General features: G+C 43.0%; 23 protein-coding genes. 17 read left to right on the forward strand and 6 right to left on the reverse strand.

Translation table 11 applies throughout. From position 1 onward, the window contains the following. Positions 1 to 71: 71 nt before the first annotated feature. Together R7035_RS09640 and R7035_RS09645 are read left to right on the forward strand one after the other, a co-directional pair. Positions 72 to 452: a hypothetical protein gene (locus tag R7035_RS09640; RefSeq protein ID WP_262582060.1), complete on the forward strand. Its 381-nt coding sequence runs from the start codon at positions 72 to 74 to the stop codon at positions 450 to 452. A 50-nt stretch (positions 453 to 502) separates the two neighbouring features. After that, entirely contained in the window at positions 503 to 1,183 is a 681-nt protein-coding gene (locus tag R7035_RS09645) for a DedA family protein (protein WP_047101379.1), read from the forward strand. A 125-nt stretch (positions 1,184 to 1,308) separates the two neighbouring features. Here the strand turns inward: R7035_RS09645 and R7035_RS09650 are convergent, their stop codons facing one another. From R7035_RS09650 to R7035_RS09660, 3 genes are all read right to left on the reverse strand, one after another. Next, complete coding sequence (locus tag R7035_RS09650) at positions 1,309 to 1,632, reverse strand: hypothetical protein (protein ID WP_054574645.1); 324 nt, start codon at positions 1,630 to 1,632, stop codon at positions 1,309 to 1,311. An 86-nt stretch (positions 1,633 to 1,718) separates the two neighbouring features. Beyond that, positions 1,719 to 2,177, reverse strand: a complete 459-nt coding sequence (locus R7035_RS09655) for a hypothetical protein (RefSeq protein ID WP_017633653.1) — start codon at positions 2,175 to 2,177, stop codon at positions 1,719 to 1,721. A 333-nt stretch (positions 2,178 to 2,510) separates the two neighbouring features. Continuing rightward, positions 2,511 to 3,152: a murein L,D-transpeptidase catalytic domain family protein gene (locus R7035_RS09660; RefSeq protein WP_262651208.1), complete on the reverse strand. Its 642-nt coding sequence runs from the start codon at positions 3,150 to 3,152 to the stop codon at positions 2,511 to 2,513. A gap of 853 nt (positions 3,153 to 4,005) precedes the next feature. On the opposite strand from R7035_RS09660, the gene R7035_RS09665 reads away from it, so the two are divergent. Continuing rightward, positions 4,006 to 4,581 carry an imm11 family protein gene (locus R7035_RS09665; RefSeq protein ID WP_017635389.1) on the forward strand — a complete coding sequence of 192 codons (576 nt, stop codon included), beginning with the start codon at positions 4,006 to 4,008 and terminating at the stop codon, positions 4,579 to 4,581. A gap of 139 nt (positions 4,582 to 4,720) precedes the next feature. Here the strand turns inward: R7035_RS09665 and R7035_RS09670 are convergent, their stop codons facing one another. Further along, positions 4,721 to 7,081 carry an EAL domain-containing protein gene (locus R7035_RS09670; RefSeq protein WP_167416090.1) on the reverse strand — a complete coding sequence of 787 codons (2,361 nt, stop codon included), beginning with the start codon at positions 7,079 to 7,081 and terminating at the stop codon, positions 4,721 to 4,723. A gap of 473 nt (positions 7,082 to 7,554) precedes the next feature. Between R7035_RS09670 and rbsD the strand changes: the two genes are divergently transcribed. The 13 genes from rbsD to vctC all read left to right on the forward strand — a co-directional run bounded on the left by rbsD (position 7,555) and on the right by vctC (position 20,167). After that, a complete protein-coding gene (rbsD, locus tag R7035_RS09675) occupies positions 7,555 to 7,974 on the forward strand; it encodes a D-ribose pyranase (RefSeq protein WP_005382620.1) in 420 nt (139 codons plus the stop codon). Positions 7,975 to 7,997: 23 nt separating this feature from the next. Further along, positions 7,998 to 9,503, forward strand: a complete 1,506-nt coding sequence (rbsA, locus tag R7035_RS09680) for a ribose ABC transporter ATP-binding protein RbsA (RefSeq protein WP_085569089.1) — start codon at positions 7,998 to 8,000, stop codon at positions 9,501 to 9,503. Then, complete coding sequence (gene rbsC, locus R7035_RS09685) at positions 9,500 to 10,483, forward strand: ribose ABC transporter permease (protein ID WP_005382618.1); 984 nt, start codon at positions 9,500 to 9,502, stop codon at positions 10,481 to 10,483. The genes rbsA and rbsC overlap by 4 nt, the downstream gene beginning before the upstream one ends. An 87-nt stretch (positions 10,484 to 10,570) precedes the next feature. Continuing rightward, on the forward strand, positions 10,571 to 11,449 hold the full coding sequence (rbsB, locus tag R7035_RS09690; protein ID WP_005373143.1) for a ribose ABC transporter substrate-binding protein RbsB: 879 nt from the start codon (positions 10,571 to 10,573) through the stop codon (positions 11,447 to 11,449). Positions 11,450 to 11,672: 223 nt separating this feature from the next. Then, positions 11,673 to 12,590 (forward strand): ribokinase, encoded by a 918-nt coding sequence (rbsK, locus tag R7035_RS09695; protein WP_206225662.1) that lies wholly within the window; start codon positions 11,673 to 11,675, stop codon positions 12,588 to 12,590. A gap of 35 nt (positions 12,591 to 12,625) precedes the next feature. After that, positions 12,626 to 13,648, forward strand: coding sequence for a substrate-binding domain-containing protein (locus R7035_RS09700; protein ID WP_025767871.1), 1,023 nt, complete (start codon positions 12,626 to 12,628; stop codon positions 13,646 to 13,648). Positions 13,649 to 14,147: 499 nt separating this feature from the next. Further along, positions 14,148 to 14,879, forward strand: coding sequence for a nicotinamide riboside transporter PnuC (gene pnuC / locus R7035_RS09705; RefSeq protein ID WP_025767870.1), 732 nt, complete (start codon positions 14,148 to 14,150; stop codon positions 14,877 to 14,879). A 10-nt stretch (positions 14,880 to 14,889) separates the two neighbouring features. Further along, positions 14,890 to 15,621, forward strand: coding sequence for a nucleoside phosphorylase (locus R7035_RS09710; RefSeq protein WP_256900933.1), 732 nt, complete (start codon positions 14,890 to 14,892; stop codon positions 15,619 to 15,621). A gap of 134 nt (positions 15,622 to 15,755) precedes the next feature. Next, complete coding sequence (locus tag R7035_RS09715) at positions 15,756 to 16,436, forward strand: Crp/Fnr family transcriptional regulator (RefSeq protein ID WP_005382613.1); 681 nt, start codon at positions 15,756 to 15,758, stop codon at positions 16,434 to 16,436. Between the two features lie 163 nt (positions 16,437 to 16,599). Beyond that, on the forward strand, positions 16,600 to 17,508 hold the full coding sequence (locus R7035_RS09720) for a siderophore ABC transporter substrate-binding protein (RefSeq protein WP_005376635.1): 909 nt from the start codon (positions 16,600 to 16,602) through the stop codon (positions 17,506 to 17,508). 22 nt (positions 17,509 to 17,530) lie between these two features. Continuing rightward, positions 17,531 to 18,466, forward strand: a complete 936-nt coding sequence (gene vctD, locus R7035_RS09725; RefSeq protein WP_213971769.1) for an iron chelate uptake ABC transporter permease subunit VctD — start codon at positions 17,531 to 17,533, stop codon at positions 18,464 to 18,466. Next, entirely contained in the window at positions 18,459 to 19,409 is a 951-nt protein-coding gene (gene vctG, locus R7035_RS09730; RefSeq protein WP_005376631.1) for an iron chelate uptake ABC transporter permease subunit VctG, read from the forward strand. The genes vctD and vctG overlap by 8 nt, the downstream gene beginning before the upstream one ends. A gap of 2 nt (positions 19,410 to 19,411) precedes the next feature. Continuing rightward, a complete protein-coding gene (vctC, locus tag R7035_RS09735) occupies positions 19,412 to 20,167 on the forward strand; it encodes an iron chelate ABC transporter ATP-binding protein VctC (RefSeq protein WP_017635379.1) in 756 nt (251 codons plus the stop codon). 42 nt (positions 20,168 to 20,209) lie between these two features. Here the strand turns inward: vctC and cueR are convergent, their stop codons facing one another. Together cueR and R7035_RS09745 are read right to left on the reverse strand one after the other, a co-directional pair. Further along, the gene (gene cueR / locus R7035_RS09740) at positions 20,210 to 20,596 is read right to left on the reverse strand and encodes a Cu(I)-responsive transcriptional regulator (protein WP_005376627.1); all 387 of its coding nucleotides are present in this window, start codon (positions 20,594 to 20,596) and stop codon (positions 20,210 to 20,212) included. 87 nt (positions 20,597 to 20,683) lie between these two features. Then, entirely contained in the window at positions 20,684 to 21,652 is a 969-nt protein-coding gene (locus R7035_RS09745; RefSeq protein ID WP_025767867.1) for a helix-turn-helix domain-containing protein, read from the reverse strand. A 116-nt stretch (positions 21,653 to 21,768) separates the two neighbouring features. Between R7035_RS09745 and R7035_RS09750 the strand changes: the two genes are divergently transcribed. Further along, positions 21,769 to 23,775, forward strand: coding sequence for a TonB-dependent siderophore receptor (locus R7035_RS09750; protein WP_025767866.1), 2,007 nt, complete (start codon positions 21,769 to 21,771; stop codon positions 23,773 to 23,775). Positions 23,776 to 23,800 lie beyond the last annotated feature (25 nt).

Here is a 23,800-nt window from a genome sequence, read left to right on the forward strand (position 1 = left end):
TTTTGGTTACCTTTGTGCGTACGACCCTGATTGCTTTACTCGGACTACTTTTCTGCTTGTTGGCTCCGAGCATGAGCCTGGCGCACTCACACCCAAATTTTCTTTCCTTTCATAACCAGAATATTGCTGTTGACGCTAAGTCGAAGCACTTTTCAGAACATCCTATCTCTCCAATACAACAAGACTATCCGAGTTTAAACAGCCGGAATGTATTGAGGGTTAGCCATGCTAAGGAAATGAGCTCGAACGACGATGTAGAGCCCGAATGGTTTGAAATGCTTGATGTAGTATGGTGGGCGCATCGTTCGGCAATTTACTCGATGAAGCGGCTAAAACGCATCGGCAATGAGGCTTTAGGTTGTTGTATTGAAAGTATTTTTACTCACTTTAAATACAGAATCGGCGTGAGAAAAGAATCGAATTTCATATACCGCTTTATACATGCTCGCTAACACATTCCATGTTTTTGCAACTTTTGGTTAATTATGCTTAGGAGCGGTTTATGTTTGATTCGATAATTCAGGTCTTGAGTGCCTTTTGGCATCAAGATTTCACGGCGTTAATGGCGCCAGGCAGTGCAGGTTTAGTTTATTTTGTTGTTGCTGTGATTATTTTTTTGGAAAGTGGTTTTATTCCTGCTGCACCTTTCCCATGCGACAGTGTCGTCGTATTATCCGGTACGCTGGCGGCGGTTGGCGTCCTTGACCCAATTATGATCATGTTGGTGATAGCTGTTAGTGCGGGATTGGGAAGTTGGGCGGCTTATTTACAAGGCAAGTGGCTAAATCGCTTACCTAAGGTCCAAGGCTGGGTGAGTGCGGTTCCTCAAAAGCGCCTGGAACAAGTCGACGTATTACTCAGTAAACATGGATTGATTGCGCTTTTTTGTGCGCGGTTTATTCCGGTTGTTCGCTCCCTATTGCCATTAATGATGGGGTTGCGAGTGAAACGTATTAGTAAATTCCATTACTTTGCGTGGTTGAGTGCGATTTTATGGACGCTGGTATTATGCGGTTTTGGTTCATTACTTCCTTTGTTACCAGAAAATATGAGCAAAGCGATCACAATGCTATTAATGGCGGCACCAATAATTACTCTTGTGATTGGAGTGCTTAGTTTCTTGTTTGTTAAAGCACGTCGAGCGTTCTGTAAACCCAAGGATGTGTCTGAGTTTTCCCAGTAAGTTTACTTTGATTTGCACTTTTAAGCTTGTATGCAGATTAGACATCTAATCGACAGGTTTTTGTCAGTAAAAAGAAAGGCGCATACATTGCGCCTTTCTTTTTGAGTGTCGTTAGGGTTTCGAATTTAATAGCCAATGCTATATAGGTATTCGCCAACTTCTTTGCACTGAGACTTGTAGATGTTCTCTACTTCAGACTCATTCTTATCTGCTGCTTTAAATTCAAGTTCGGCAGACGATAGCTGGTCAAAGCTGTAGTCTCTCTCAGACATTAAGTAGTGTCTGAACATCGCTCTGTGTTCCGGAACTGCAATACGTGCGTTAGAAACGTTGGCACACTCTAACAGAGTGTCGTTACTCATTTCTTCTGGCTTAGTTTCTGTGTTTGCTAAGGTTGAGCCCGCTGAAAATAGTAATGCTAGTGCGATGGTTGTAGCGATTCTTGTCATTATATGGACCTCAAATTGGTTCTAGTAACAATGAGCATATTGGCTCTTATCGTTACATTTTCGTGTTCTCTGTATGTCATAAAAAGTTAAACAACAGAGAAGGCGTTGCGACCATGAGTAAAGACGTACATTAAGTTCGCTTCCTTTCTTCCTGAGAGGCGATAAAGAGAGCGTTGACTCATGAGTCCGCCATAACTGTCTAGAGGTAAGCGAGATGCTTGTTTTGCCAACTCCAGTAGTGGTGGAGAAGAGAAAGCAATAAGTAAAAAATAATCAGGAGTAAAATCTGATGATAAAACGCCATCAGTAGCTGATGTTCGGCGACAGGAGACAAGCCCGAACAACTCGCGCTTTATATGTAGGTAGTAACTTTCTGAACCCCAAGAGCTCAGAGAAGCTGAGGCATGAAAATCAGTGTGTGCTAGCTCAAAATCGTCTTGTTGAGAGAGTTTAAGTAGGCGCTCGGAAGTGTAATGTTTGGTGTGGTGCCACTCATGCGCATATGAAGCTGTGATGAGCCCTGAGAGCAGGGACAAAGAAAGCATCAATAATATACGGTGTAGATAACGCAAGAAGTAACCCTAAACATATAACATATAAAGCCACAGTTACCCACTATGATTAAGGAATCTTAGTGGCACTATGATAACGATGAAAGCCAGTGTCTGATCAACTCAGCGTATACTAACGAGATGGAAGGGGGATGAACAGAGTTTTCTGATCGCACTTAGGTATATCAGCGAATAACACAATAATTTTCGCTTTCGAGTAAGCGAAAATGGAAAGAGAGTCGTTGCACAGGACGATTAAGCTAACAGGATTATTACTAGGGAAGAAATAGAATCTTCTTTTTCTTCCCCATATGTGTCGCATCGATATTATGCGCTTGCGTAAATAACGCTGCCGCCTTTTATGGTGTCAATGATCTCGCGAGACAACTTCTCTGGCAAAGCAGGGCAACCCCAACTGCGTCCGAGGTATCCATTCTTCTTGATGAAGGAAGGGTTTGCGTAATCGGCGCCGTGCACGACAATGTAACGCTCGCGAGCTTTGTCGTTTAATCCAGAGCTTAGCCCATCTAATCGAAGTGAATAGCCATTTGAGCCGTAGTAAGTGGTATCAGTCAAAAAAGTGCCCAATGATGTTTTTCGCGAGTTCACGACATTTGAAAACTGTGTCGCTGTTTTCTTTCCGCTGTTCACGCCGTGAGAAACATACGTATTGTAGATTAGCTTCTTTTTATCTAAATCAACCACATAAAAACGCTTTTCAGTTGATGGTTTACTATAGTCGATGATCGTTAGTACCGACTTCTTTCTATCGGGTGTCTTCTGATAAGCGATGTAAGCGTCACTGAACAACTTAAAGTCTACTATGCCATCTAGCTTGGCTTGTTTAAACACATGTTCAGCTTGCTTTGGTCGTAAATGATTCCTGGGTTCGTTATCTGATTGTTTTGCAAAAGCAAAAGGTGAGACAGACAACAGCGCACATGTAAATAATAAAATTAACTTTTTCATCTTGGCTAAATAAAACTCTATGGTGTTACAAATTTACCGATTGCTTCATGCATTCGTTAAAACAACATGCACATCAATATAATTCTATTCCCAATGTTTCTTATTGCACGCTTAGGTGCTTGATATTGGGTTGACGATAAGTTTTCGAGTTAAAAACTAACTAATTGAAACTTATATAAAATATGAAGTTTAACGATGGTTTCTATAAACTTCGGCGTAAATAATATCTGATATATGTAATTAATAAAACTGTGTTTAAGGATATTTGTGAAGTTGCTAATTTATAAAAACGGCGTTTTATTTTTCGTACTTTAGAAACTCTTTTTATTTCAATGTGTTTTCTTTTTATACGCTTTATCCAATACCTCAAAAGTTTGTGATTTAACTCGTAACAAATCGTAACGCCGAATCGTTATGTGTATAAGTGCATTTATAATGTATGAATAAACAACAGGGTGGTAAGAAAAGGCAGTAAAACAGCGGTGAATCGGTTGTTTTTAATTCACGATTGACAAAGCTAAGTCTAAGTCGTACAAAAATTGAACTTGTGAATGTATCGTTTAAGTGAGAGTGATGAGCTCAACAAAAGTGAAGTGACGCGTGCTACTGTTTATTTTCTAATTTATTCGATTACATAAGGAAGGGTACATAGTAAAAATTGAAAAAATAATTCTATCGTGTGGATTAAAATATATAAATAATAAAACTTCGAAATTAAAAGATAAGAACGCCAGATCTTAATTCATTAAATTTTTGAACATGAAATTAAACTCTATCTATTATGCTCGGTTTGGTTTGGTGTGAAAGCGCTCATCTCATTAAGAAAAGCGCTAGAATTTATTTAAGGACGGTTATGACAGCATTTAATAAAGTGTTTATTGTCACTCCCAATGTTAATGATTTTGCAATGTTGCAAGAGTCGCCATTGGAAATGTCTCTTCAAGTAACGGCAAGCAAACCTATCCAACTCTATGGAGAGTCTGTTAAAGCCAGTTGGAAAAGTATTGATATTGAATGGTTAGACGTTATGGGTGAAAAGCCATTGCCCAGGCCTGATATTGCAGCATGGGGATCTTTTACTCTTGCTGTATCCGCTTCTATTGCGGATAAGCTCGATGTGTTGAGCGAGAATGTCGAATTTTTACCATTAAATCTACAAGGAAAGCCTTGGCGAGCATTAAACATTGTCACTCAAATTGATGCCATTGATACCTCTGCTACCGAGTATAATCTTCGTCATGGTAAGCTAAGTCGTGCTAGACCGTTTAAGAAACTCGTTTTGAATAGAGAAGCCGTTAATGAATCTGACTTGTTCAGAGTAAAAGGTGCTGGGCTCAGAACGTTTTGCACGGACAAAAAAGGTGGCTTGTACGATAGCGTCAAAGCGCTGAATTTGACCGGTTTGGATTTCAAGGAAGTGCTGGTTTAAAAACGAATAAATAGTGATTTACTCGACTAAAGTCATAGATATAGGTATGGGGGAACAAAAGCTGAGCATCTATCAATGAAGCTCATATATAACTAAATACAGCCGCCACAGTTGTGACAGCTGTACGTCTCCCCTTAACTTATGTTCTTGAAACCCTAATTGAGCTGGCCATGGACGCATCAAATCGACTGTCGTCATTTGCCGATTGCCACCACAAACTCAATTGTTCTTTAGTCATTGGTTTGCCAAATAAATAGCCTTGCATATAGTCGCAGCGGTATGCCGATAGCCATTCATGCATCATATTGTGTTCAATACCTTCTGCTGTAACCGTTTTATTCTGGGCATGGCATAGCTCAATAATAGGTTTGATCACATGGCCGTTGTTGGTCTTCATCAATGTAACGAGGAACTCTCGATCAAATTTGATTTTTTGAACCGGATACTGAACGAGCTGAGTTAACGATGTGTAACCAGAACCAAAGTCATCAATTGCAAGACGGTAGCCACGTTTTGATAGCTCATCAAGTAGAGCCGTGCCTTGTTGTTCTGCGGCAAAGGTTTCGGTTATTTCTATCTCAATACATTCTGGTTTAACACTGTGCAGTGTCGCTTGTTCATGGATGTAGTTTGCCATTTCTATCGAGTTTAGCTCTGCTGATGAAAGATTGACCGAAAGAACAATATCCTTACCGAAAATATTCCTTAATTGATGGTATTCCGCCGTTGCATTGGCGAAAACCCAGCGGTCAATTTTATCAAATAATCCGGCTTGCTCTGCAATTGGAATAAACTCCTTTGGAGGGATAGGGCCGATACCTTCGGCTTCCCAGCGCAACAAGACTTCTAACCCCTCAATTTCGTTGCTTCGATTGTTCATATAGGGTTGAAAAACAAGGTGAAATTCTTCCTCTACATTGCTTTTTCGGAGCGCACGTTCAAGTTGACTTCGTCTTTGAGACTCAATATTGAGAGCGGCTGAATAATAGGCGTATTGATTTTTCCCTGCCCGTTTTGCTTGATACATAGCCGCATCGGCACTGGAGAGTAACTTCGCGATGTCAGTACCGTCTTGAGGATATTGTGCAATACCTACGCTTGCCGTAACGGGAAATGAATTACTCCAAGATGAACTGAGATTACTAATCGGTTTTAGCAGCTCTGATGCAAGCAAATCAGGCAAGCGTTTTACCTCTTGATTTGAGCTCAGCAAAATTGCAAATTCGTCACCAGATAACCTGGCGGCAAAGCAGGGGCTGTTGTAATCGTGCGAGAACTTTTGACAGGCATTCTTGATGTGTGATGAGAACACTTTTAATAAGTTATCTCCCAATTCATGCCCGTATTTATCATTCACGTATTTAAAGTTATCAAGATCGACGTAAACAACCCACAGAAACTGCGAAGGGGAGATAAGTTCACGAGTGGCAAGCTCATGAAAACGATGGCGATTGGCGAGTTGCGTCAGGTGATCCGTTTCAGCTAGGCGTTTTGTCTTTTTATAGATGACATTAAGTTCCTCATACATATCAAAAAAGCGTGCAGAGAGGCGTCCTATTTCATCGTTTGTTTCTAGCTTTTCAATATTGTCACGTTGATTAGATTCAAGTTCGTTCAGCTGCTTATCAAGGCGAGAAACAGGGCGCAACACATAGCGGTACAACACCAAAATGATTAATGTGATGGTGAAAAACGCCGCTACGCCAAAGGAGAAAGCAAGTTCTAGCCACACTTTATCGACTTTATTCCACATTAAATATTCGGCAGGAGAAAGCACGGCATAAAAGTGCGGCAGCAGCTCAATGGTTTGAGCGAGAGGAATATCAAGATAAATGGGTTTGTCGGCGAAAGTAATCACGCTGTGCGTGTCAAACTCGATTTCATGCTTAATCTCGTTAAAGGCTTCAAGTGATACGGAAACTACCACAAAAAACACATTTTTCGAGTCAAAGCTCAAAGGGTGAGTCCCCGTTCTTTTGTCGACGACCTCATATTGAAGAAGAATGCTTTGTCCACTGGAGTTATAAATAAAGCCAGTGTGACTGAAAGCCTCTCTCTCATTGAAACTTCGTGATATGTACTCTAACACCTTTGGGTCGACCACGCCCGATGATTCGTAATATTTGTTTTCTGTGTAGTAGAGAAGGTTTTGTTTTCCGTCGAGGATCGCCATGCTCGCATCGCCTTTGTAACCATGGCTCAATACTTCAGCGGTCTCGTCTAATCGGTTAAACAAGACTCGTTCACGATAGGGGTTGTTATGATTTACCAAATAGTCTTGTAATACATCACTTTTACTGAGCGTATAGGCATAACTATTAAGAAAAATATTCGCTTGTCGAAACTGCCCGGCGAGCTTTTCCATTTGCAACTGAATATAGCTGTCTTCCCGCTTGATGAGCGTCACTTTTTGAATGCTATAAATAATATAGCTAGATACTAACGCGCTTAATAAGATCACTGGCGCGACAAGCAAAATGACTCTATTGCTTAACTTCATTATGGTTCTTAGTTTCCGTTTGTGTCCCTACAAACGTCGCGTACCAGGTAAGGTACTGAACGGATGATGTGTTTTGGCAAATTGTAACCAGATTGTAAGGTGAGCGTTCTCCAAAATCAGGCAGCTATCTAAGAATTGTGATGACGTGAAAGGTTTCGAGCTTATTAACTAGAGGTTTTCTCAGTAGTTGGACGTCTCTTTTCCTTCCTCCCTGTATAAAACCTAACCGTAATGACAGGGAAATACCATCATCGAAACGTTTCGATGGTAAAGTGTGACTCAAGTGCACTTTTCCTATTCAATGACAATTGAATTACAGATCATTCTCACACCTTATCGATCTCACACTGGTCAAATTGCGATGACGAATTATTATTTCATCGAAACGTTTCGATGAGTTTTCTGTTAATAACGAAAACACTTTAAGACAGGCGCTCATGGTTGTATGAACGTGTAACCGAAAGGTCGATGAGATGAAAAAAAGTACCCTAATTAACTCAGATATTTCTTACTTGGTGGCGACGCTAGGCCACACCGACGAGATCACGATATGTGATGCTGGTCTACCAATCCCAGAGCATGTTCAGCGAATCGATTTGGCGCTAACGCATGGGGTACCAAGTTTTCTTGATACTGTTCGCGTAATTCTATCTGAGTCCCAAATCGAAGGGGTCATCATTGCGGAAGAGTTCTCTGATGCAAGCCCAGTTTTGCATGAAGCGTTGCTCAACGAACTGAGCAAAGAGAGTGAAGAAACGGGCAAATCTATTGAAGTGAGCTACGTGTCACATGAAGCGTTTAAAGCACGTACGGCGCAAAGTCGCGCTATCGTAAGAACCGGCGAATGCTCGCCATATGCGAACGTTATTTTCCAAGCGGGCGTGGTTTTTTAAGCCAGAGATATTGAGGACAGATTATGACTCAAGCCATTCTACAACTAAGCGAAATTGAGAAGGCGTTTCCGGGCGTAAAAGCACTCGACAAAGCAAGCCTGAATGTTTATCCAGGCCGTGTTATGGCGCTGATGGGTGAAAATGGAGCAGGCAAGTCAACGTTAATGAAGGTGTTGACAGGCATTTACCACATGGATGCGGGGAGCATTCAATATCAAGGTCAGCCGGCGGCCTTTAAAGGGCCACGTGATTCACAGGAAGCTGGTATTAGTATTATTCACCAAGAGCTGAACCTGATTCCTGAACTGACGATTGCCGAAAATATTTACTTGGGACGAGAGTTCACTGGATCCTTAGGGCGTATCCAGTGGGGCAAAATGTATGACGAAGCTGACAAGCTTTTAAAACGTCTCAATGTCAAGCACTCATCAAAAACATTGCTTGGCGATTTAAGCCTTGGTGAACAACAAATGGTGGAAATTGCAAAGGCACTTTCGTTTGAGTCGAAAGTCATCATTATGGATGAGCCAACGGACGCATTGACCGATACCGAAACGGAATCACTGTTTAAAGTGATTAATGAGCTTCGCGAGCAAGGATGCGGCATCGTATACATTTCGCATCGTCTTAAAGAAATCTTTGAAATCTGTGACGACATTACCGTACTTCGTGATGGTAAGTTTATCGGTGAGTGCAAGGTGTCCGACACTGATGAAGATGGCCTAATTGAAATGATGGTTGGCCGAAAATTAGAAGAGCAATATCCACGTATTGATGTACAACATGGCGAAGCTTGTCTTGAAGTCATTGGTTTGACTGGATCTGGCGTTCAGGATGTGAGCTTTACTCTCAAGCGTGGTGAGATTCTTGGAATTTCTGGCTTGATGGGCGCAGGCCGCACTGAACTCATGAAAGTCATTTACGGCGCATTACCTAGTGAGCATGGTGTTATCAATCTTGATAACAAAACTATTAACCCGGTTAGCCCGCAAGATGGCTTGGCAAATGGTATCGCTTACATCTCTGAAGATCGCAAAGGCGATGGTTTGGTTTTAGGTCTTTCAGTTAAGGAGAACATGTCACTTTGTTCGCTAAACCAACTGACCAAAGGCTTCCAGATTCAACACAGCGACGAAGTGATTGCAGTGGAAGATTTTATTAAGTTATTCAACATTAAAACCCCAACGCGAGATCAAATCATCGGCAACTTATCTGGTGGTAACCAGCAAAAAGTTGCGATTGCGAAAGGGTTAATGACGAAACCTAAAGTTCTGATTCTGGATGAGCCAACACGTGGTGTTGATGTCGGAGCAAAAAAAGAGATTTATCAGCTCATCAACAAGTTTAAGGCCGAAGGCATGAGCATCATCTTGGTTTCTTCCGAGATGCCTGAAGTGCTCGGCATGAGCGACCGTATTTTAGTGATGCATGAAGGTCGTATCACTGGCGAATTTGATGCGAAAGACGCCGATCAAGAAAAATTACTCGCCTGTGCCGTAGGCAAAGAGATCAATGAGGAAGCAGCATGAGTACGAATACCATGAGCAAACCAACCGAAACTGGCAACAAGAAGTTGTTTACAAAAGAGTGGCTGATTGAGCAAAAATCACTGATAGCTTTGATCTTTCTGATCGTTGTTGTGTCATTTTTGAACCCGAACTTTTTTACGGTCGACAACATTCTCAACATTCTTCGTCAAACCTCCGTGAATGCCATTATCGCAGTGGGTATGACATTAGTTATTTTAACAGCAGGCATCGACTTAAGTGTTGGTTCGGTATTGGCATTGTGTGGTGCCTTTGCGGCAAGCATGATTGCGCTTGAGGTTCCGGTGCTGGTGGCGGTTCCAACTGCTTTAGTCGCAGGTGCAGCGTTAGGTGCGATCAGCGGTATCATTATTGCGAAGGGTAAGGTGCAGGCATTTATCGCTACGCTGGTTACCATGACGTTACTACGTGGTGTGACCATGGTGTACACCGAAGGTCGTCCAATCTCGACAGGCTTTACTGACACCGCGGATGCGTTCGCATGGTTTGGTACTGGCTACGCGCTAGGCATTCCAGTTCCTGTTTGGTTAATGGTGGTTGTGTTCGCTGCGGCTTGGTATTTACTTAACCACACGCGCTTTGGTCGCTATGTTTACGCACTAGGCGGCAATGAGTCTGCGACTCGCCTATCAGGTATCAATGTAGACCGAGTGAAGATTGGTGTCTACGCCATCTGCGGTATGTTAGCAGCGCTTGCAGGCATTATTGTAACGTCTCGTCTTTCTTCGGCGCAGCCAACAGCAGGTATGGGCTACGAGCTAGACGCTATCGCAGCGGTTGTTCTTGGCGGTACCAGCTTGATGGGCGGTAAAGGCCGTATCATGGGTACCTTGATTGGTGCGCTGATCATCGGTTTCTTGAACAATGCACTTAACCTACTTGATGTTTCTTCCTACTACCAAATGATTGCAAAAGCAGTGGTTATCTTGCTGGCGGTATTGGTAGACAACAAAAACAAGTAATTCATAACAATCTGTATATATAAAACAGTGAATACAAACCGAGTCAGGGGACGTGTACTGGCTCACCCTACACAAAGGACTAGAACGATGAAAAAACTTGCAACTCTTATCTCTGCTGCACTTCTTTCTTCAACCGTATCGGTAGCGGCGCAAGCTCAAGATACCATGGCGATTGTGGTTTCGACGCTAAACAACCCGTTCTTCGTAACGATGAAAGACGGTGCGGAAGCAAAAGCGAAAGAATTGGGGTACGACTTAATTGTACTGGACTCGCAAAATGACCCGAGTAAAGAACTGTCGAACATCGAGGATTTAAGTATTCGCGGCGTAAAAGCAATTCTTATCAACCCAACGGATTCTGATGCAGTGTCTAATGCAATTCGTATGGCGAACCGTTCTAAGATCCCTGTGTTGACATTAGACCGTGGTGCAAGCCGTGGTGAAGTTGTGAGTCACATCGCGTCGGACAACGTAATTGGTGGTGAAATGGCAGGCCACTACATCATGGAAAAAGTCGGCGAAAAAGCAAAAGTCATTCAACTTGAAGGTATTGCGGGCACATCGGCAGCGCGTGAGCGCGGTGAAGGCTTTATGAATGCCGTGAAGGGCAGCGATATGGATCTTCTTGCTAGCCAACCAGCTGACTTTGACCGCACAAAAGGTCTAAACGTAATGGAAAACCTGCTAGCGGCTAACCCGGATGTACAAGCGGTATTTGCACAGAATGATGAAATGGCGCTAGGTGCACTTCGCGCAGTTCAAGCTTCTGGCAAAGATGTCGTTATCGTTGGTTTTGATGGTACGGAAGACGGCATTGCAGCAGTTAACCGTGGCAAACTAGCGGCAACTATTGCTCAGCAACCAGACCTTATCGGTGCTTTAGGTGTTGAAACGGCTGACAAAGTTTTGAAAGGTGAAGAAGTAGAAGAGTACATCCCAGTACCACTAAAAGTAGTCACTAAGTAAGTTTCAAGTTCCAATAAATCATCCTAATTTTTGCTCTCTCCTCCGTTTATATCTGTCGTTTAGGAGGTGAGGGCAAATTTACCCAAAATACTGCAAAGTGTGGGGTATAGATGCCTTTGGCTTTTTATCGAGACTCCTTCGTCAGGAAGAGAAGTTAAAGTCATCTAATGTATTTTCCTAAACAGTTTTTAAAAAGGGTTCATTCAGAACCGAGGATAACCGTATGAATAAGTTAGTGGTGTTAGGTAGTGTAAACGCTGACCATGTTCTTCAAGTGCCTTCTTTTCCTCGCCCAGGCGAGACGCTGCATGGTCGCAACTATCAAGTTATCCCAGGTGGCAAAGGTGCCAACCAAGCCGTCGCGGCGGCGCGATTAAATGCAGACATCGGTTTTATCGCTTGTGTGGGCGACGACTCATTCGGCATTAACATTCGCGAAAACTTCAAAATGGACGGCATCGATATCACTGGTGTGAAGATGCAGCCAAATTGCCCGACAGGTATCGCGATGATTCAAGTGTCGGACAGTGGTGAGAACAGCATTTGCATTTCAGCTGAAGCAAACGCCAAACTGACAGCAGAAGCGATTGAGCCAGATTTAGAGCGTATTCGCCAAGCAGATTACTTGCTAATGCAATTGGAAACGCCGATGTGCGGCATTGAGAAAGCCGCGCGAATCGCGAAAGATGCCAAAACCAATGTCATTCTGAACCCAGCGCCAGCTCGCGAACTGTCAGATGAATTACTGTCTTACATTGACGTGATTACGCCAAATGAAACGGAAGCTGAAGTTCTGACAGGTATTACTGTAACAGACAACGAAAGCGCGCAAGAAGCGGCGAATGTGCTACATGGTAAAGGTATAGAAATTGTCATGATCACACTCGGTGCAAAAGGCGTTTGGCTAAGCCAAAACGGTCGAGGTGAAATCATCTCGGGTTTCCGCGTTGAAGCGACGGATACTACCGCTGCGGGCGATACATTTAATGGGGCATTCGTCACTGGTCTCCTAGAAGGTTTACCTTTAGAATCAGCGATTAAGTTTGCACATGCGGCGGCTGCAATTTCTGTGACCCGCTTTGGCGCGCAAACGTCGATTCCAACCCGCGAAGAGGTGGACGCGTTTCTCGCTGAACAATAAGGCGCACAACGCCTCATTAAAATAGGAGTAGTAACATGGCGACGATGAAAGACATCGCAAAACTGGCAGGGGTTTCCACTTCAACAGTGAGCCATGTTATTAACAAGACGCGTTTTGTGAGCGAAGAGATCTCTGAACGCGTTAACAATGCCGCAAAAGAGCTTAACTACTACGCGCCCTCTGCGTTGGCGCGTAGCCTCAAAGTCAATCGTACCAAAACCATTGGTATGCTCGTGACAACCTCAACCAACCCATTCTTTGGCGAAGTCGTAAAAGGCGTCGAACGCAGCTGCTACCAAAAAGGCTACAGCCTCATTTTATGTAACACCGAGGGTGATAACGAACGTATGCGTCAATCCATTAATACGCTATTGCAAAAGCGTGTCGATGGTTTGATCTTGATGTGCTCGTCGCTAGAAGGAGAGCGTATCGATGTATTTGAGCGTTACCCAGATATCCCAGTTGTGGTAATGGACTGGGGGCCGATGCTATTTACAAGCGATAAAATCCAAGACAACTCACTTCGTGGCGGTTACTTAGCGGCGAAATACTTAATTGATTGCGGCCATACCGAAATTGGGTGCATCACAGGCCCTTTGATTAAACACCAAGCGCAAATGCGATACGAAGGTTATAAGCGAGCAATGAACGAAGCTGGCTTGGAATTTAATGCCAATTGGATCATTGAGTCTGACTTCGAATGTGAGGGTGGGTATCAAGCGTTCAAAAAAATGGCTCAGCGTGGCGCATTACCTAGCTCGATTTTCGTCTCTAACGATATGATGGCGATGGGGGTGATTAACGCCGCAAATGAGCTCGATATTAAAGTGCCGGACGACCTGTCCATTATTGGTTACGATGACATCCATATCGCGAAATTTATGTCGCCATCGCTAACTACCATTCATCAGCCTAAGTACCGTTTGGGGCAGGCTGCCGTTGAGACTCTTGTCCGAAAGTTGGATGAAAAGTCAACAGAGGCACAGGTCGTACAATTAGAACCGACTCTAGTGGAACGAAAAAGCGTCAAGAGGTTAAAGTCAAACGTCACTGAATGACGTGTGATGTTGAGCTAAAAAATTAAAAAAGTCGTTTCTCTTTATACGATAAAGCCTTACTATCGTCGTTGATTATAAATAAAACTATTAATTGTTGTCTGGCGGATTAGTTAAATGTTATCAAAAGGTTACGCTAAGTTATCTGTAAAACACCCTTGGTTTCACCGAGTTAATGTTATTACAGTTGTATTGATTTTTTTTGTGAGCTGCTATCAGCTACTGGTTAATGAAGCATTTGAGTACGCAATTGGCTTTATTATTACACTTTTGGCGTCAGCTTTATTTGCATCAGCTTCTGCATTCAAAAAACGCTATCTAGGCTTGGATTCATAGGCACGTCTATTTCCAACATCGTTCAATAGCATCATTTATTGCTTTCAAGTAAACATTGAACTGAATTATGATCGAGTGCATCAAGAGGAGGACAAATGTCCTCCTTTTTGTTGGGGATCACGCTCTAATATAAGCGTATTCCAAACAAAATAATAAAGGACATGTTATGGACCTCTTTGCCTTACTCGATATTAATAATACTCTCGTTAACATTCCGATCGGCGACGGCTACGCAATGAGTTGGATCGAAGCTTTCGGTACCGTTTTTGGACTGCTTTGCATTTGGTTTGCCAGCCAAGAAAAAACCATCAACTACTTATTCGGTTTGCTGAATGTCACGCTTTTTGCCGTTATCTTTTTTCAAATTCAGTTATACGGATTATTGCTTCTTCAATTGTTTTTCTTCTGTGCGAACATTTACGGCTGGTATGCGTGGACCCGTCCAAACGCACAAGGTGAAACGCTGGAAGTTCGCTGGTTAAATAAACAGAAACTTATTACTACTGCCTCTATTAGCGTTGCATGTATCGCATTATTAACGATCTATATCGACCCATTTTTCTTTGCGCTAGCAAACATTGCTGTTGATAGCTTGAATCTCTTTGGTGCTGGCTTGGCTGAACCGGTGCTTGAACCTGACGCGTTTCCGTTCTGGGATGCAACCATGACAGTACTTTCTGTTGTTGCACAAATTCTGATGACACGTAAATACGTCGAAAACTGGATTCTATGGGTCGTGATTAACATTATCAGTGTGGGTATCTACGCGACGCAAGGTGTTTACGCAATGTCTGTTCAGTACGCGATTCTTATGTTCATCGCTGCCAATGGCACGCGTGAATGGGCTCGTAGCGCTAAGCGCAATGGCGATAAAACCTTAGCGCACGCTGCTGCTTAAGGAACGAAGAATGGCCAAACAACCTCATATCGGAGTGGATGAAACACAAATCGCTCCCTTCGTTATTGTATGCGGCGAGCCAGATCGAGCGAATCGTATCGCGGCATTATTTGATGATGCAGAAATGGTGTCGGAAAACCGCGAGTACCGTGTGTTTACCGGCAACTACAAAGGCAAGCCTGTTTCAGTGTGTAGTACAGGTATAGGTGCGCCATCGATGATCATCGCAGTGGAAGAGCTAAAACAGTGCGGTGTGACTCATGTGGTACGCGTTGGATCGGCGGGGGCAATGCAATCAGGCATTCACCTTGGCGAGTTGATCATTGCCGAAGGCGCGGTAAGAGATGAGGGCGGCTCTAAAGCGTATGTCGATTCGTCTTATCCAGCCTACGCAAGCTTTTCACTGTTAAAGGAAGTTGAGCGTTACTTGTCGATGCAAAAAGTGCATTATCATTTTGGTGTGGTGCGTTCTCACGACAGTTTCTATACCGATGACGAAGATGCAATATGCCAACATTGGAACAAGAAAGGCATCTTAGGTGCCGATATGGAAACCTCTGCGCTGTTTACGGTCGGTCGACTACGAGGCCTTAATGTGGCTTCGATATTAAACAACGTGGTGCTGTATCAACAAGATGTGAAAGAAGGTGTTGGTCAGTACGTTGATGAAGCCAAAGTAATGATGCAAGGTGAGAAGAGTGCCGCGATTACGGCATTAGAAGCCTTGGTTGCTCAGCGTTAGCCAGTCTCTATCTCAGTAAGTCACATAAACAGAATAGATGTAAAGCGACAGGTCACTGTCGCTTTTTTATTTGGAGTTACGGGGTACAATCCACCTTAAATAGTTGTCCGTAACTTTTTCTGAGAGAGCAGAAAATGAAAATCAGCCCTTATCCGACTGGTCGCTTCAAAACATACCTTGAAGAAAAGAGTGCCACCTTTCGCGATTTGATTTATCAATGCCAAATAAATTCGCGTTACTTTGATGCTGGGGAAGCAATTCTCCGCCAAGGTGAGCAACTTCAGTACTTGTATGTTGTGCCAGTAGGTCGAGTCTCGATGAACATATTGGCCGCAAATGGACGACGTTTTCAATTAGGGGAAGCTAACTGCGACTATCATATTTATGGTGAAATGGAGTTCTTCACTCAGACTCCTTGTCAATGGAATGTGATAGCAGATGAACATATGCAGGTTGATGTTATCTGTATCCAAAAACTAACCGAAGCACTGCAAAATCATCCCCAAATGATGGTGTTCTTCGCTTCAGCATTGGCTGAGGATTATCAAGACTCCATGGATATCTACACTAACCGTTTGTTGCATCCCATTACTTACAACATTGCCTATGATCTTCTCGTCCGTAATCAGACGGATAAGTTGCTTGGTGGTTTTGATAAAGTGAACCAAGAGGCTGAGCGGTTTGGTACCTCAGGCCGAGTCTATCGACGTGCAGTTAAGGACTTGATTGAAAAGGGATTGATTACAAAAACGGACAACGGTTTGGAGATTATTGATGAGCTGGCACTCAAAGCGTTTATTGAAGCGCATGAATGATACGCCCAGGTATTGGAACTGATGGGTTTTATAAGTCTTTGATATATCTAAGTCTTGAGTAAACGTAACTAATGTAAAGTACCTTAAATTTTGTTGAATGCATTAAAGAGTAGCGTTATATTGCGAACGCGTATGATAATAGATCTCATTAAGGCTTAACAAAATGAAAAAATTCGTTGGTGCGGCTATGCTGTCGTTATTTACTGTTTCTCCTTCTTTCGCTGCTAAAGTTGTGATTGACCACTACATGGGTCAAACAGAGCTAGAACAATCCCCAGAGCGTGTGGTTGTGATTGGCTTTGGCCCGCTAGATGCGTTGGACAACTTTGGTATCGATCCTGTTGCAGTATCTAACTCTTCTAATCTTCCTAGTTACCTTTCAAAATACAGCAAAGATAACTACACCTCTGCGGGTAGTTTGTTTGAACCTGATTTTGAAACCATCTACATGCAAAAACCGGATTTGATTTTGGTTGGTCCGCGAGCGTCTGCGAAATATGAAGAGCTGAGTGAAATTGCCCCTACAGTTGTTTTTGCGGCGAAAGAGAACCAAGGCTATTGGGAAGGCACGCAAGCGCAATGGCGCAATATTGGTAAGATCTTTAATATCGAAGAAAAAGTAGAGCAGAAAATTGAAGCGCTAGATGCTCAATTCAAAGCAATCCGTGACTACAACCAATCGAACAAAAATGATGCATTAACGATTTTGAGCATGGGTGACAACATCAGCGCGTTTGGTGCCCAGTCGCGATTTGGCGTCATTTATAACGACTTTGGCTTCTTGGAAACGGTTGAGCACGTGAAAACGGGCACTCACGGAGATGTCATTTCTTATGAGTTTATTCGTGAAGCTAACCCGAAAAATATTCTCGTGGTTGACCGAAATTCTCTGACAGGTACGCCGGATAACGATATTCGTAAATCCATGGATAACGACTTAGTCAAAGCGACCGCAGCATATAAAAATCATAAAATCACTTATTTAGATGTGGACGCGTGGTACTTGTCGATGTCTGGTGTGACAGCAACAGAAAAAATGGTCAGTGAGATAAAGCAAACCGTTGAACTGTAATCCAAGATAGCAGAGGTTAACTTTGAAGAAGTTATTGCTAACCCTTGTGGTTTTAAGCACGGTTTCGTTATTTGTTGGGGTGGCAAACATGACGCCCCAACAACTCTTTTCAGGTGATGAGAAAGCATTAGAACTTTTCTTTACCAGCCGTATACCACGTTTATTTGCCATATTGCTTGCTGGTGCTGGCTTGAGTATTGCAGGTCTTGTCATGCAGCAAATCAGCCAGAACCGATTTGCGGCACCTTCTACAACTGGTACGATCGAATGTGCCATGCTGGGCTATGTACTGAGCGTGGTTTTCTTTGGTAATGATAATCACCTTTGGCTCGTGTTCGGCATCTCGGTATTTGGGACGCTGGCGTTTGTTTTCTTTATTCAGCGCATTCAATTTAAGAGCGTGGTTTTTGTGCCACTTGTCGGGATTATTTTCGGCAATGTCATCCAATCCATGACTACGTTTATCGCTTACAAATATGATGCACTTCAAAGTCTGAATGCTTGGACAGTCGCAAACTTCGCTAACATCTTGCGTGGTGATTTTGAACTGCTGTACATCGCGGTACCAATGGTTATCCTCAGCTATCTTTTTGCCGCAAGGATCTCCGCCGTAGGTATCGGAAAAGATTTCGCGATTAACTTGGGTTTGAATTATCAGCAGATTGTGACGATTGGTGTGCTATTGGTGTCCATCATGTCAGCAAGTGTCGTGATGATTGTTGGCCAGTTGCCATTCTTAGGGCTGATTGTACCGAATCTCGTGAGTCACTTTTATGGCGATAACCTCAAAAAGAACATTCCGCTTACGGCCATGTATGGGGCCATTTTAGTGTTGTGTTGCGACTTGGTGAGTCGTTTAATTATTTTCCCTCATGAAATGCCAATCTCTATCGTGATCAGCATATTGGGTGGAGTGGTATTCATCGCTATGTTGTTGCGAGGTAAGCAACATGCGTGATTCAACGAAAATCCTGCTGCTAGGTGGCATTGCGATTCTTTTCGCGTGTCTGTTTATTGGTATTGGGCTAACGGCTGACAACTACCAATATTTTTTGTCTCGTAGAGTCCCTAAAGTATTGGCGATAGTGCTAGCGGGTGTGGCCATTGCTCAGTCTTCACTTGTATTTCAAACCATTACGCACAACCGAATTTTAACGCCAAGTATCATGGGTTTTGATGCGCTGTATGTGTTAACCCAAATTTTGATCGTGTTGATTTTTGGTGGGTTGAGTACCTTAGTTCTTAACTTGTACGTCAATTTCGCGATTGCAGTAATTGTAATGGTGTCGTTTTCGCTACTGCTGTTTGGGTTTTACTTTTCAAAAGGAAGCAAGAACTTGATTACGTTGCTATTGGTCGGCTTGATCTTTGGTCAGCTATTTTCCAATGCGGCGTCATTCTTTTCTTTGCTGATGGACCCAAACACATATGCGATTGTTCAGTCGAAACTGTACGCCAGTTTCAATAATGTCAAAGTGAACTTGGTTTACTTTAGTGCTCCGGCTTTGATGTTTGCATGTTGGTTGTTGTTTAGGATGCATCGCACTTTAGATGTGTTTTGGCTCGACCAAGACAATGCGAAAAGCTTGGGTGTTGATGTACCTAAAGTGACGAGAAATGTGTTTATTATCTCGGCGGTTTTGATTGCTATTTCTACGGCTTTGGTAGGGCCAATCATGTTCTTTGGTTTACTAGTGACCAACTTAAGCCGAGAAATGTTTCGAAGTTACCAACATAAAACGCTATTGGTCGGATGTTCGTTTCTATCCATAAGTTCACTACTTGCTGGGCAATGGATAATCGAAAACGTGTTCAGTTTTGAGACGACGTTGAGTGTCGTAATTAACTTTATCGGCGGTGCGTATTTCTTATACCTGCTGCTGAAAAACAAAGTTGTATAAATATGATAGTAATAGATAAATTAACGAAGGCTTTCGGTTCAAACAAAGTCGTAGACGAGGCCAATACTCAGTTTGAAAAGGGCAAGGTAACATCGATTATCGGTCCAAATGGCGCGGGAAAGAGCACGCTGTTATCTATGGCCTCGCGCTTAACGGAGCGAGATGGCGGTAGTGTTATCATTGATTGCAAGGAAATCGCGGAATGGGACACAAAAGAGCTAGCGAAAAAACTGGCAGTACTTCGCCAAGCTAACTCGATTACAATGCGGTTTACCGTAAAAGAGTTAGTCTCTTTTGGTCGTTTCCCATACTCTAAAGGAAATCTGACTAAAGAAGATCATGAGGTCATAGAACAAGCGATCGACTACTTAGATTTGCAAGATATTCAAGACAAATACTTGGATGAATTAAGTGGTGGTCAGCGACAGCTTGCATTTATTGCTATGGTGATTGCACAAGATACAGATTATGTCTTTCTTGATGAACCTCTTAATAACTTAGATATCAAACACTCTCTTCAGATCATGAAAGTTGTGCAGCAGTTAGCCCATGACATGAATAAAGCCATGGTGGTCGTGATTCATGATATTAATTTCGCGGCGTGTTACTCAGATGTCATATTGGCGCTTAAGAAAGGCAAGGTTGTGGCGAGTGGTGCGGTTGAAGAGGTTATTCAAGCATCTACGCTAGAGGACATCTATGAAACGCCATTTAACATCATAGAGTTAAACGGTAAGCGCATGTGTACTTATCATTAAGCGAGCTAGTTCGTTTTTAACGAGATCAATAGATAGGCGGGCTTACTTGGTGAGCTCGTCTATGATTGGGCATCGGCTCTCTGCATCTCCAGGACAAGAAGAAACCCAACCTTCAAGTTGCGTTTTGATCTCCATGAGGTGTGCAATTTTTTCTTCAACCTCTCTCAGTTTGTCCATGGTTCTTGCTTTTACTTCGCTACTTTTGCGGTTGGGGTTATGAGCAAGTTGTACGAACTCTTTGCATTCTTGCAACGAAAAGCCTGCGCTTTTTGCGCGTGATACCAAGTTAAGCTCTTGAATATGATTATCTGAATATTCGCGATAGCCAGAGTCGCTACGCGCTGGTGGAGATATGATCCCTTTGTCTTCATATAATCGAATCGACTTAGATGAAAGCCCTGTGAGCTTCGCGACAGCACCAATATTCATGTTTAACCTCCATAACGTTTAAGGCGAGTATATACCGATGTTGTGGATAAGACACTCCTAAATAACAGTCAGTTATCTAGAGTCCCCTTACTCTTTAATCACTTCATGTGGTGGCACACCAAATGCCTTTTTGAAGGCATAAGTGAAGTTAGAAGGGTGGTGGTATCCTGCTTCATAGGCGGCTTCTGTTATCGTCACTAAGCCACGTTCCAAATGTTGCCTAGCAATCTCAAGACGTCGAAAACGAATGTAGCCGTTTATGGTCATATTAAGTGATTGTTTAAATCGGCGCTGCAGGTTTGAAACACTCATTGAGAATTGGCTCGCCAACTTTTCCAAGCGTAGTTCTTGATCAAGGTGAGTTTCAATATAGCTGACAATATCCTCAATCCGACCATCAATGTGTCGTTCAATATTGCTGTTTTTAGCACTGAAATTCTTAGGAATTTGCTTGGTGGCTTGATGTAATATTTGATAGATCAAGCTTTCGACCTCTAGCTTCTCTTGGAACTCTTGCGGTGTTTCTCTATTTGTTAACGTTTCGGCCAGCTCGCATAGCGTCTGGTTAGGCTCCAACTGTTGAAACGCCTGATGAGAGTTAAAAAAGGCTCGATGACTACAATTTTGCTCAAGGCGGGCCTCTAGCCATTGGGGCTTAACCAATATGTTGATCTTATTAATGAGGTTATCTTTGAGCAGTGAACGACGAAAATTTGCAGGTTTGAGTAAGTTCACCACTACACCCTTAGGGCCGTCGCTCGCGTCTAAATCAAATTGCAAATCGTCGTAGCCAAACGAGAGTCTACCTTCTAAAAGAATAGTGACCAGCAGTGAGGCGTGTGCAGTAGAAACAATATTCGAATCAATAAGTTCTAGACAACGCCCGCCATGAACAAAAATTTGATCATTGTACTGATATGATAGGAACTTACCTTCGGCCAGTTGAGTTTGACAAGGTTGGCCTTGCGTGACAATCCATTGTTTCTCTGTCGCCTCTAGTCTTTGGGTTAAAGCTATCTTGGCAATTTTAGTTCGTTTTGTTGTGACTTCCTGCATTTGACACTTCCTCATAACACTTGTGCGATTTCGCATAACCGAATCGCCTTTGTATTTATAAAACTCATGCTTATTATACCTGAGAATTATTATCATTAATATTTAGGAGTTAAGTTATGGAAAGCCCTGCTTGTTCACCTATCAAGCTTTCAAGCCTTTGCCTTGCAGTGGGAATGGCGCTATCAACCCCTGTTTTAGCTCAAGATACTGAGTCACATTTTGAAGAGGTCGTTGTATGGGGAACGAAAGTTTCCAGCAACACTGAGTCGATGTTTGCGGACGACATGTCACTGAAGCAAGCGGATCATATGTCTGATTTACTGCGCGATATTCCCGGTGTGGATGTTGGTGGCACACACTCTGTGAATCAACGTATTACGATTCGTGGTTTGAGCGAAACCGATTTGGACATTCGTCTTGACGGTGCTTCTCAGCATGCGAGCATGTTCCATCATATTGGTAACTTGACGTTGAACCCTGACATTCTCAAATCTGCGGACATTCAGGTAGGTAATAACTCTGTGACTCAAAACGGGTTAGGCGGTTCGGTCTACTTTGAAACGAAAGACGCTCGTGACTTACTTCGTTACGATGAAAAGTTTGGTGCGCGTGTTTATGGCGGCTATGCATCCAACGACAACCAACAAGGTTCGTTGACACTGTACGGACTTTTGTCCGAAAACATTGATGCGATGGTCTATGGCCATTACGTTACGCGTGATGATTTTGAAGATGGTGATGGCAATAAAACCTATGGTGCTGCAGGTGATGTTTACAACATTCTGGCTAAGCTGGGGTATGAACTAAATGACATCCATCGTTTTGAGCTCTCTTATGACATGTACCGAGACAGTGGAGATTACAGTCCGCGTCCTGATATGTCGGGTAGTGCAAATAATAGCCTGTCGAGCAAGTTACTTATCCCTACGGATTATGACCGCGATACCGTTACCTTGAGTTACGAGTTGCGAGGCGAACAACACCAAGGAAACGTCACTCTTTATAATACCGAGACAGAAATTAAACGTGACGAAACGGTGATGGCCCCTCGTTGGCCCTCGAACCGTTTATCAAAGAACACCGCCAAAAACCAAAACTTTGGTTTGAATGGCAAATTCCAGTCAGATGTTATGTTAGGTGAGTTTGATAATCGAGTCACTTATGGCTTCGACTACATGGATAAAACGTCTTCGAGTTACTACGGTAGTCGTAAGTTTATGGACGAATCGGCGATTTCAACCGCACTGTTTGTAGAAGATCAGTTCTTCTTCTCTGATGCCTTCTTTATTACTGCAGGTATGCGCTTTGATGATTACAAACGCAAAGCTGAGACAGGAAACAGTAATTATGATGATGTGACTTGGGCTCTAGCAGCAGAATGGGCGGTGACGCAAGATTGGACGTTGTTTGCGAGTGCACGCTCTCTATTTAAAGGTCCAGAGCTAATGGAAACCTTTATTGCTTACCAAGACGTTGCATTTTTAGAGGATGGGTTAAAGCCAGAAACGGGATTGAACACGCAGGGTGGTGTTCGTTTTGATAAAACCTTTGATAAGCATTTCTTTGGGGCGAATATTACGGTATTCCAAACGGAAATTGATGATTACATTGCAGATCAGTACCAAAACGCGACTCAAACTTACCTGATTTACAACTTAGGTGATGTTGAGATTAAAGGCTTTGAAGCAAGTGCTTCTTATGGTTACGACAAGTTTAACAGCAAACTTTCTTACTCTAAGTCGGACACCAAAAACAAGAATACTGGTGGTCCTGTTGCTGGGGGCAATGGGCGTAGCATTGATATGGGTGATAGCATTGCTCTAACTTTGGATTACCAGTCAGACGCTTTAGAAACGATCTTCGGGTGGAACTCAATGTTTGTTCTAGAGGAAGACAACGTCTTTGATGGTCAGCCAAAGAAAGCAAGTTATGATGTGCATAATCTATACGCTCAATGGGTGCCGTCTGATATTGATGGGCTGTCGGTGACCTTTGGTATTGATAATGTATTTGACGAGTTGTACAGCTCTCATGCGTCTCGTTCGGGGACTGCACGTGGCTTCACGCTTGATGACTACGAGCCGGGTCGCAACTTCAAGCTCTCTGCAGCTTATCAATTCTAACAAGGTTCTTCATAGGACGTTTCAA

This window comes from Vibrio sp. 1731, assembly GCF_033339955.1.
GTDB classification, from domain to species: domain Bacteria; phylum Pseudomonadota; class Gammaproteobacteria; order Enterobacterales; family Vibrionaceae; genus Vibrio; species Vibrio alginolyticus.

Coding starts and splice junctions, on each gene's coding strand:
- R7035_RS09640 (WP_262582060.1), top strand. CDS start 72: ATGAGCCTGGCGCACTCACACCCAAATTTTCTTTCCTTTCATAACCAG.
- R7035_RS09645 (WP_047101379.1), top strand. CDS start 503: ATGTTTGATTCGATAATTCAGGTCTTGAGTGCCTTTTGGCATCAAGAT.
- R7035_RS09650 (WP_054574645.1), bottom strand. CDS start 1,632: ATGACAAGAATCGCTACAACCATCGCACTAGCATTACTATTTTCAGCG.
- R7035_RS09655 (WP_017633653.1), bottom strand. CDS start 2,177: ATGCTTTCTTTGTCCCTGCTCTCAGGGCTCATCACAGCTTCATATGCG.
- R7035_RS09660 (WP_262651208.1), bottom strand. CDS start 3,152: ATGAAAAAGTTAATTTTATTATTTACATGTGCGCTGTTGTCTGTCTCA.
- R7035_RS09665 (WP_017635389.1), top strand. CDS start 4,006: ATGACAGCATTTAATAAAGTGTTTATTGTCACTCCCAATGTTAATGAT.
- R7035_RS09670 (WP_167416090.1), bottom strand. CDS start 7,081: ATGAAGTTAAGCAATAGAGTCATTTTGCTTGTCGCGCCAGTGATCTTA.
- rbsD (WP_005382620.1), top strand. CDS start 7,555: ATGAAAAAAAGTACCCTAATTAACTCAGATATTTCTTACTTGGTGGCG.
- rbsA (WP_085569089.1), top strand. CDS start 7,998: ATGACTCAAGCCATTCTACAACTAAGCGAAATTGAGAAGGCGTTTCCG.
- rbsC (WP_005382618.1), top strand. CDS start 9,500: ATGAGTACGAATACCATGAGCAAACCAACCGAAACTGGCAACAAGAAG.
- rbsB (WP_005373143.1), top strand. CDS start 10,571: ATGAAAAAACTTGCAACTCTTATCTCTGCTGCACTTCTTTCTTCAACC.
- rbsK (WP_206225662.1), top strand. CDS start 11,673: ATGAATAAGTTAGTGGTGTTAGGTAGTGTAAACGCTGACCATGTTCTT.
- R7035_RS09700 (WP_025767871.1), top strand. CDS start 12,626: ATGGCGACGATGAAAGACATCGCAAAACTGGCAGGGGTTTCCACTTCA.
- pnuC (WP_025767870.1), top strand. CDS start 14,148: ATGGACCTCTTTGCCTTACTCGATATTAATAATACTCTCGTTAACATT.
- R7035_RS09710 (WP_256900933.1), top strand. CDS start 14,890: ATGGCCAAACAACCTCATATCGGAGTGGATGAAACACAAATCGCTCCC.
- R7035_RS09715 (WP_005382613.1), top strand. CDS start 15,756: ATGAAAATCAGCCCTTATCCGACTGGTCGCTTCAAAACATACCTTGAA.
- R7035_RS09720 (WP_005376635.1), top strand. CDS start 16,600: ATGAAAAAATTCGTTGGTGCGGCTATGCTGTCGTTATTTACTGTTTCT.
- vctG (WP_005376631.1), top strand. CDS start 18,459: ATGCGTGATTCAACGAAAATCCTGCTGCTAGGTGGCATTGCGATTCTT.
- vctC (WP_017635379.1), top strand. CDS start 19,412: ATGATAGTAATAGATAAATTAACGAAGGCTTTCGGTTCAAACAAAGTC.
- cueR (WP_005376627.1), bottom strand. CDS start 20,596: ATGAATATTGGTGCTGTCGCGAAGCTCACAGGGCTTTCATCTAAGTCG.
- R7035_RS09745 (WP_025767867.1), bottom strand. CDS start 21,652: ATGCAGGAAGTCACAACAAAACGAACTAAAATTGCCAAGATAGCTTTA.
- R7035_RS09750 (WP_025767866.1), top strand. CDS start 21,769: ATGGAAAGCCCTGCTTGTTCACCTATCAAGCTTTCAAGCCTTTGCCTT.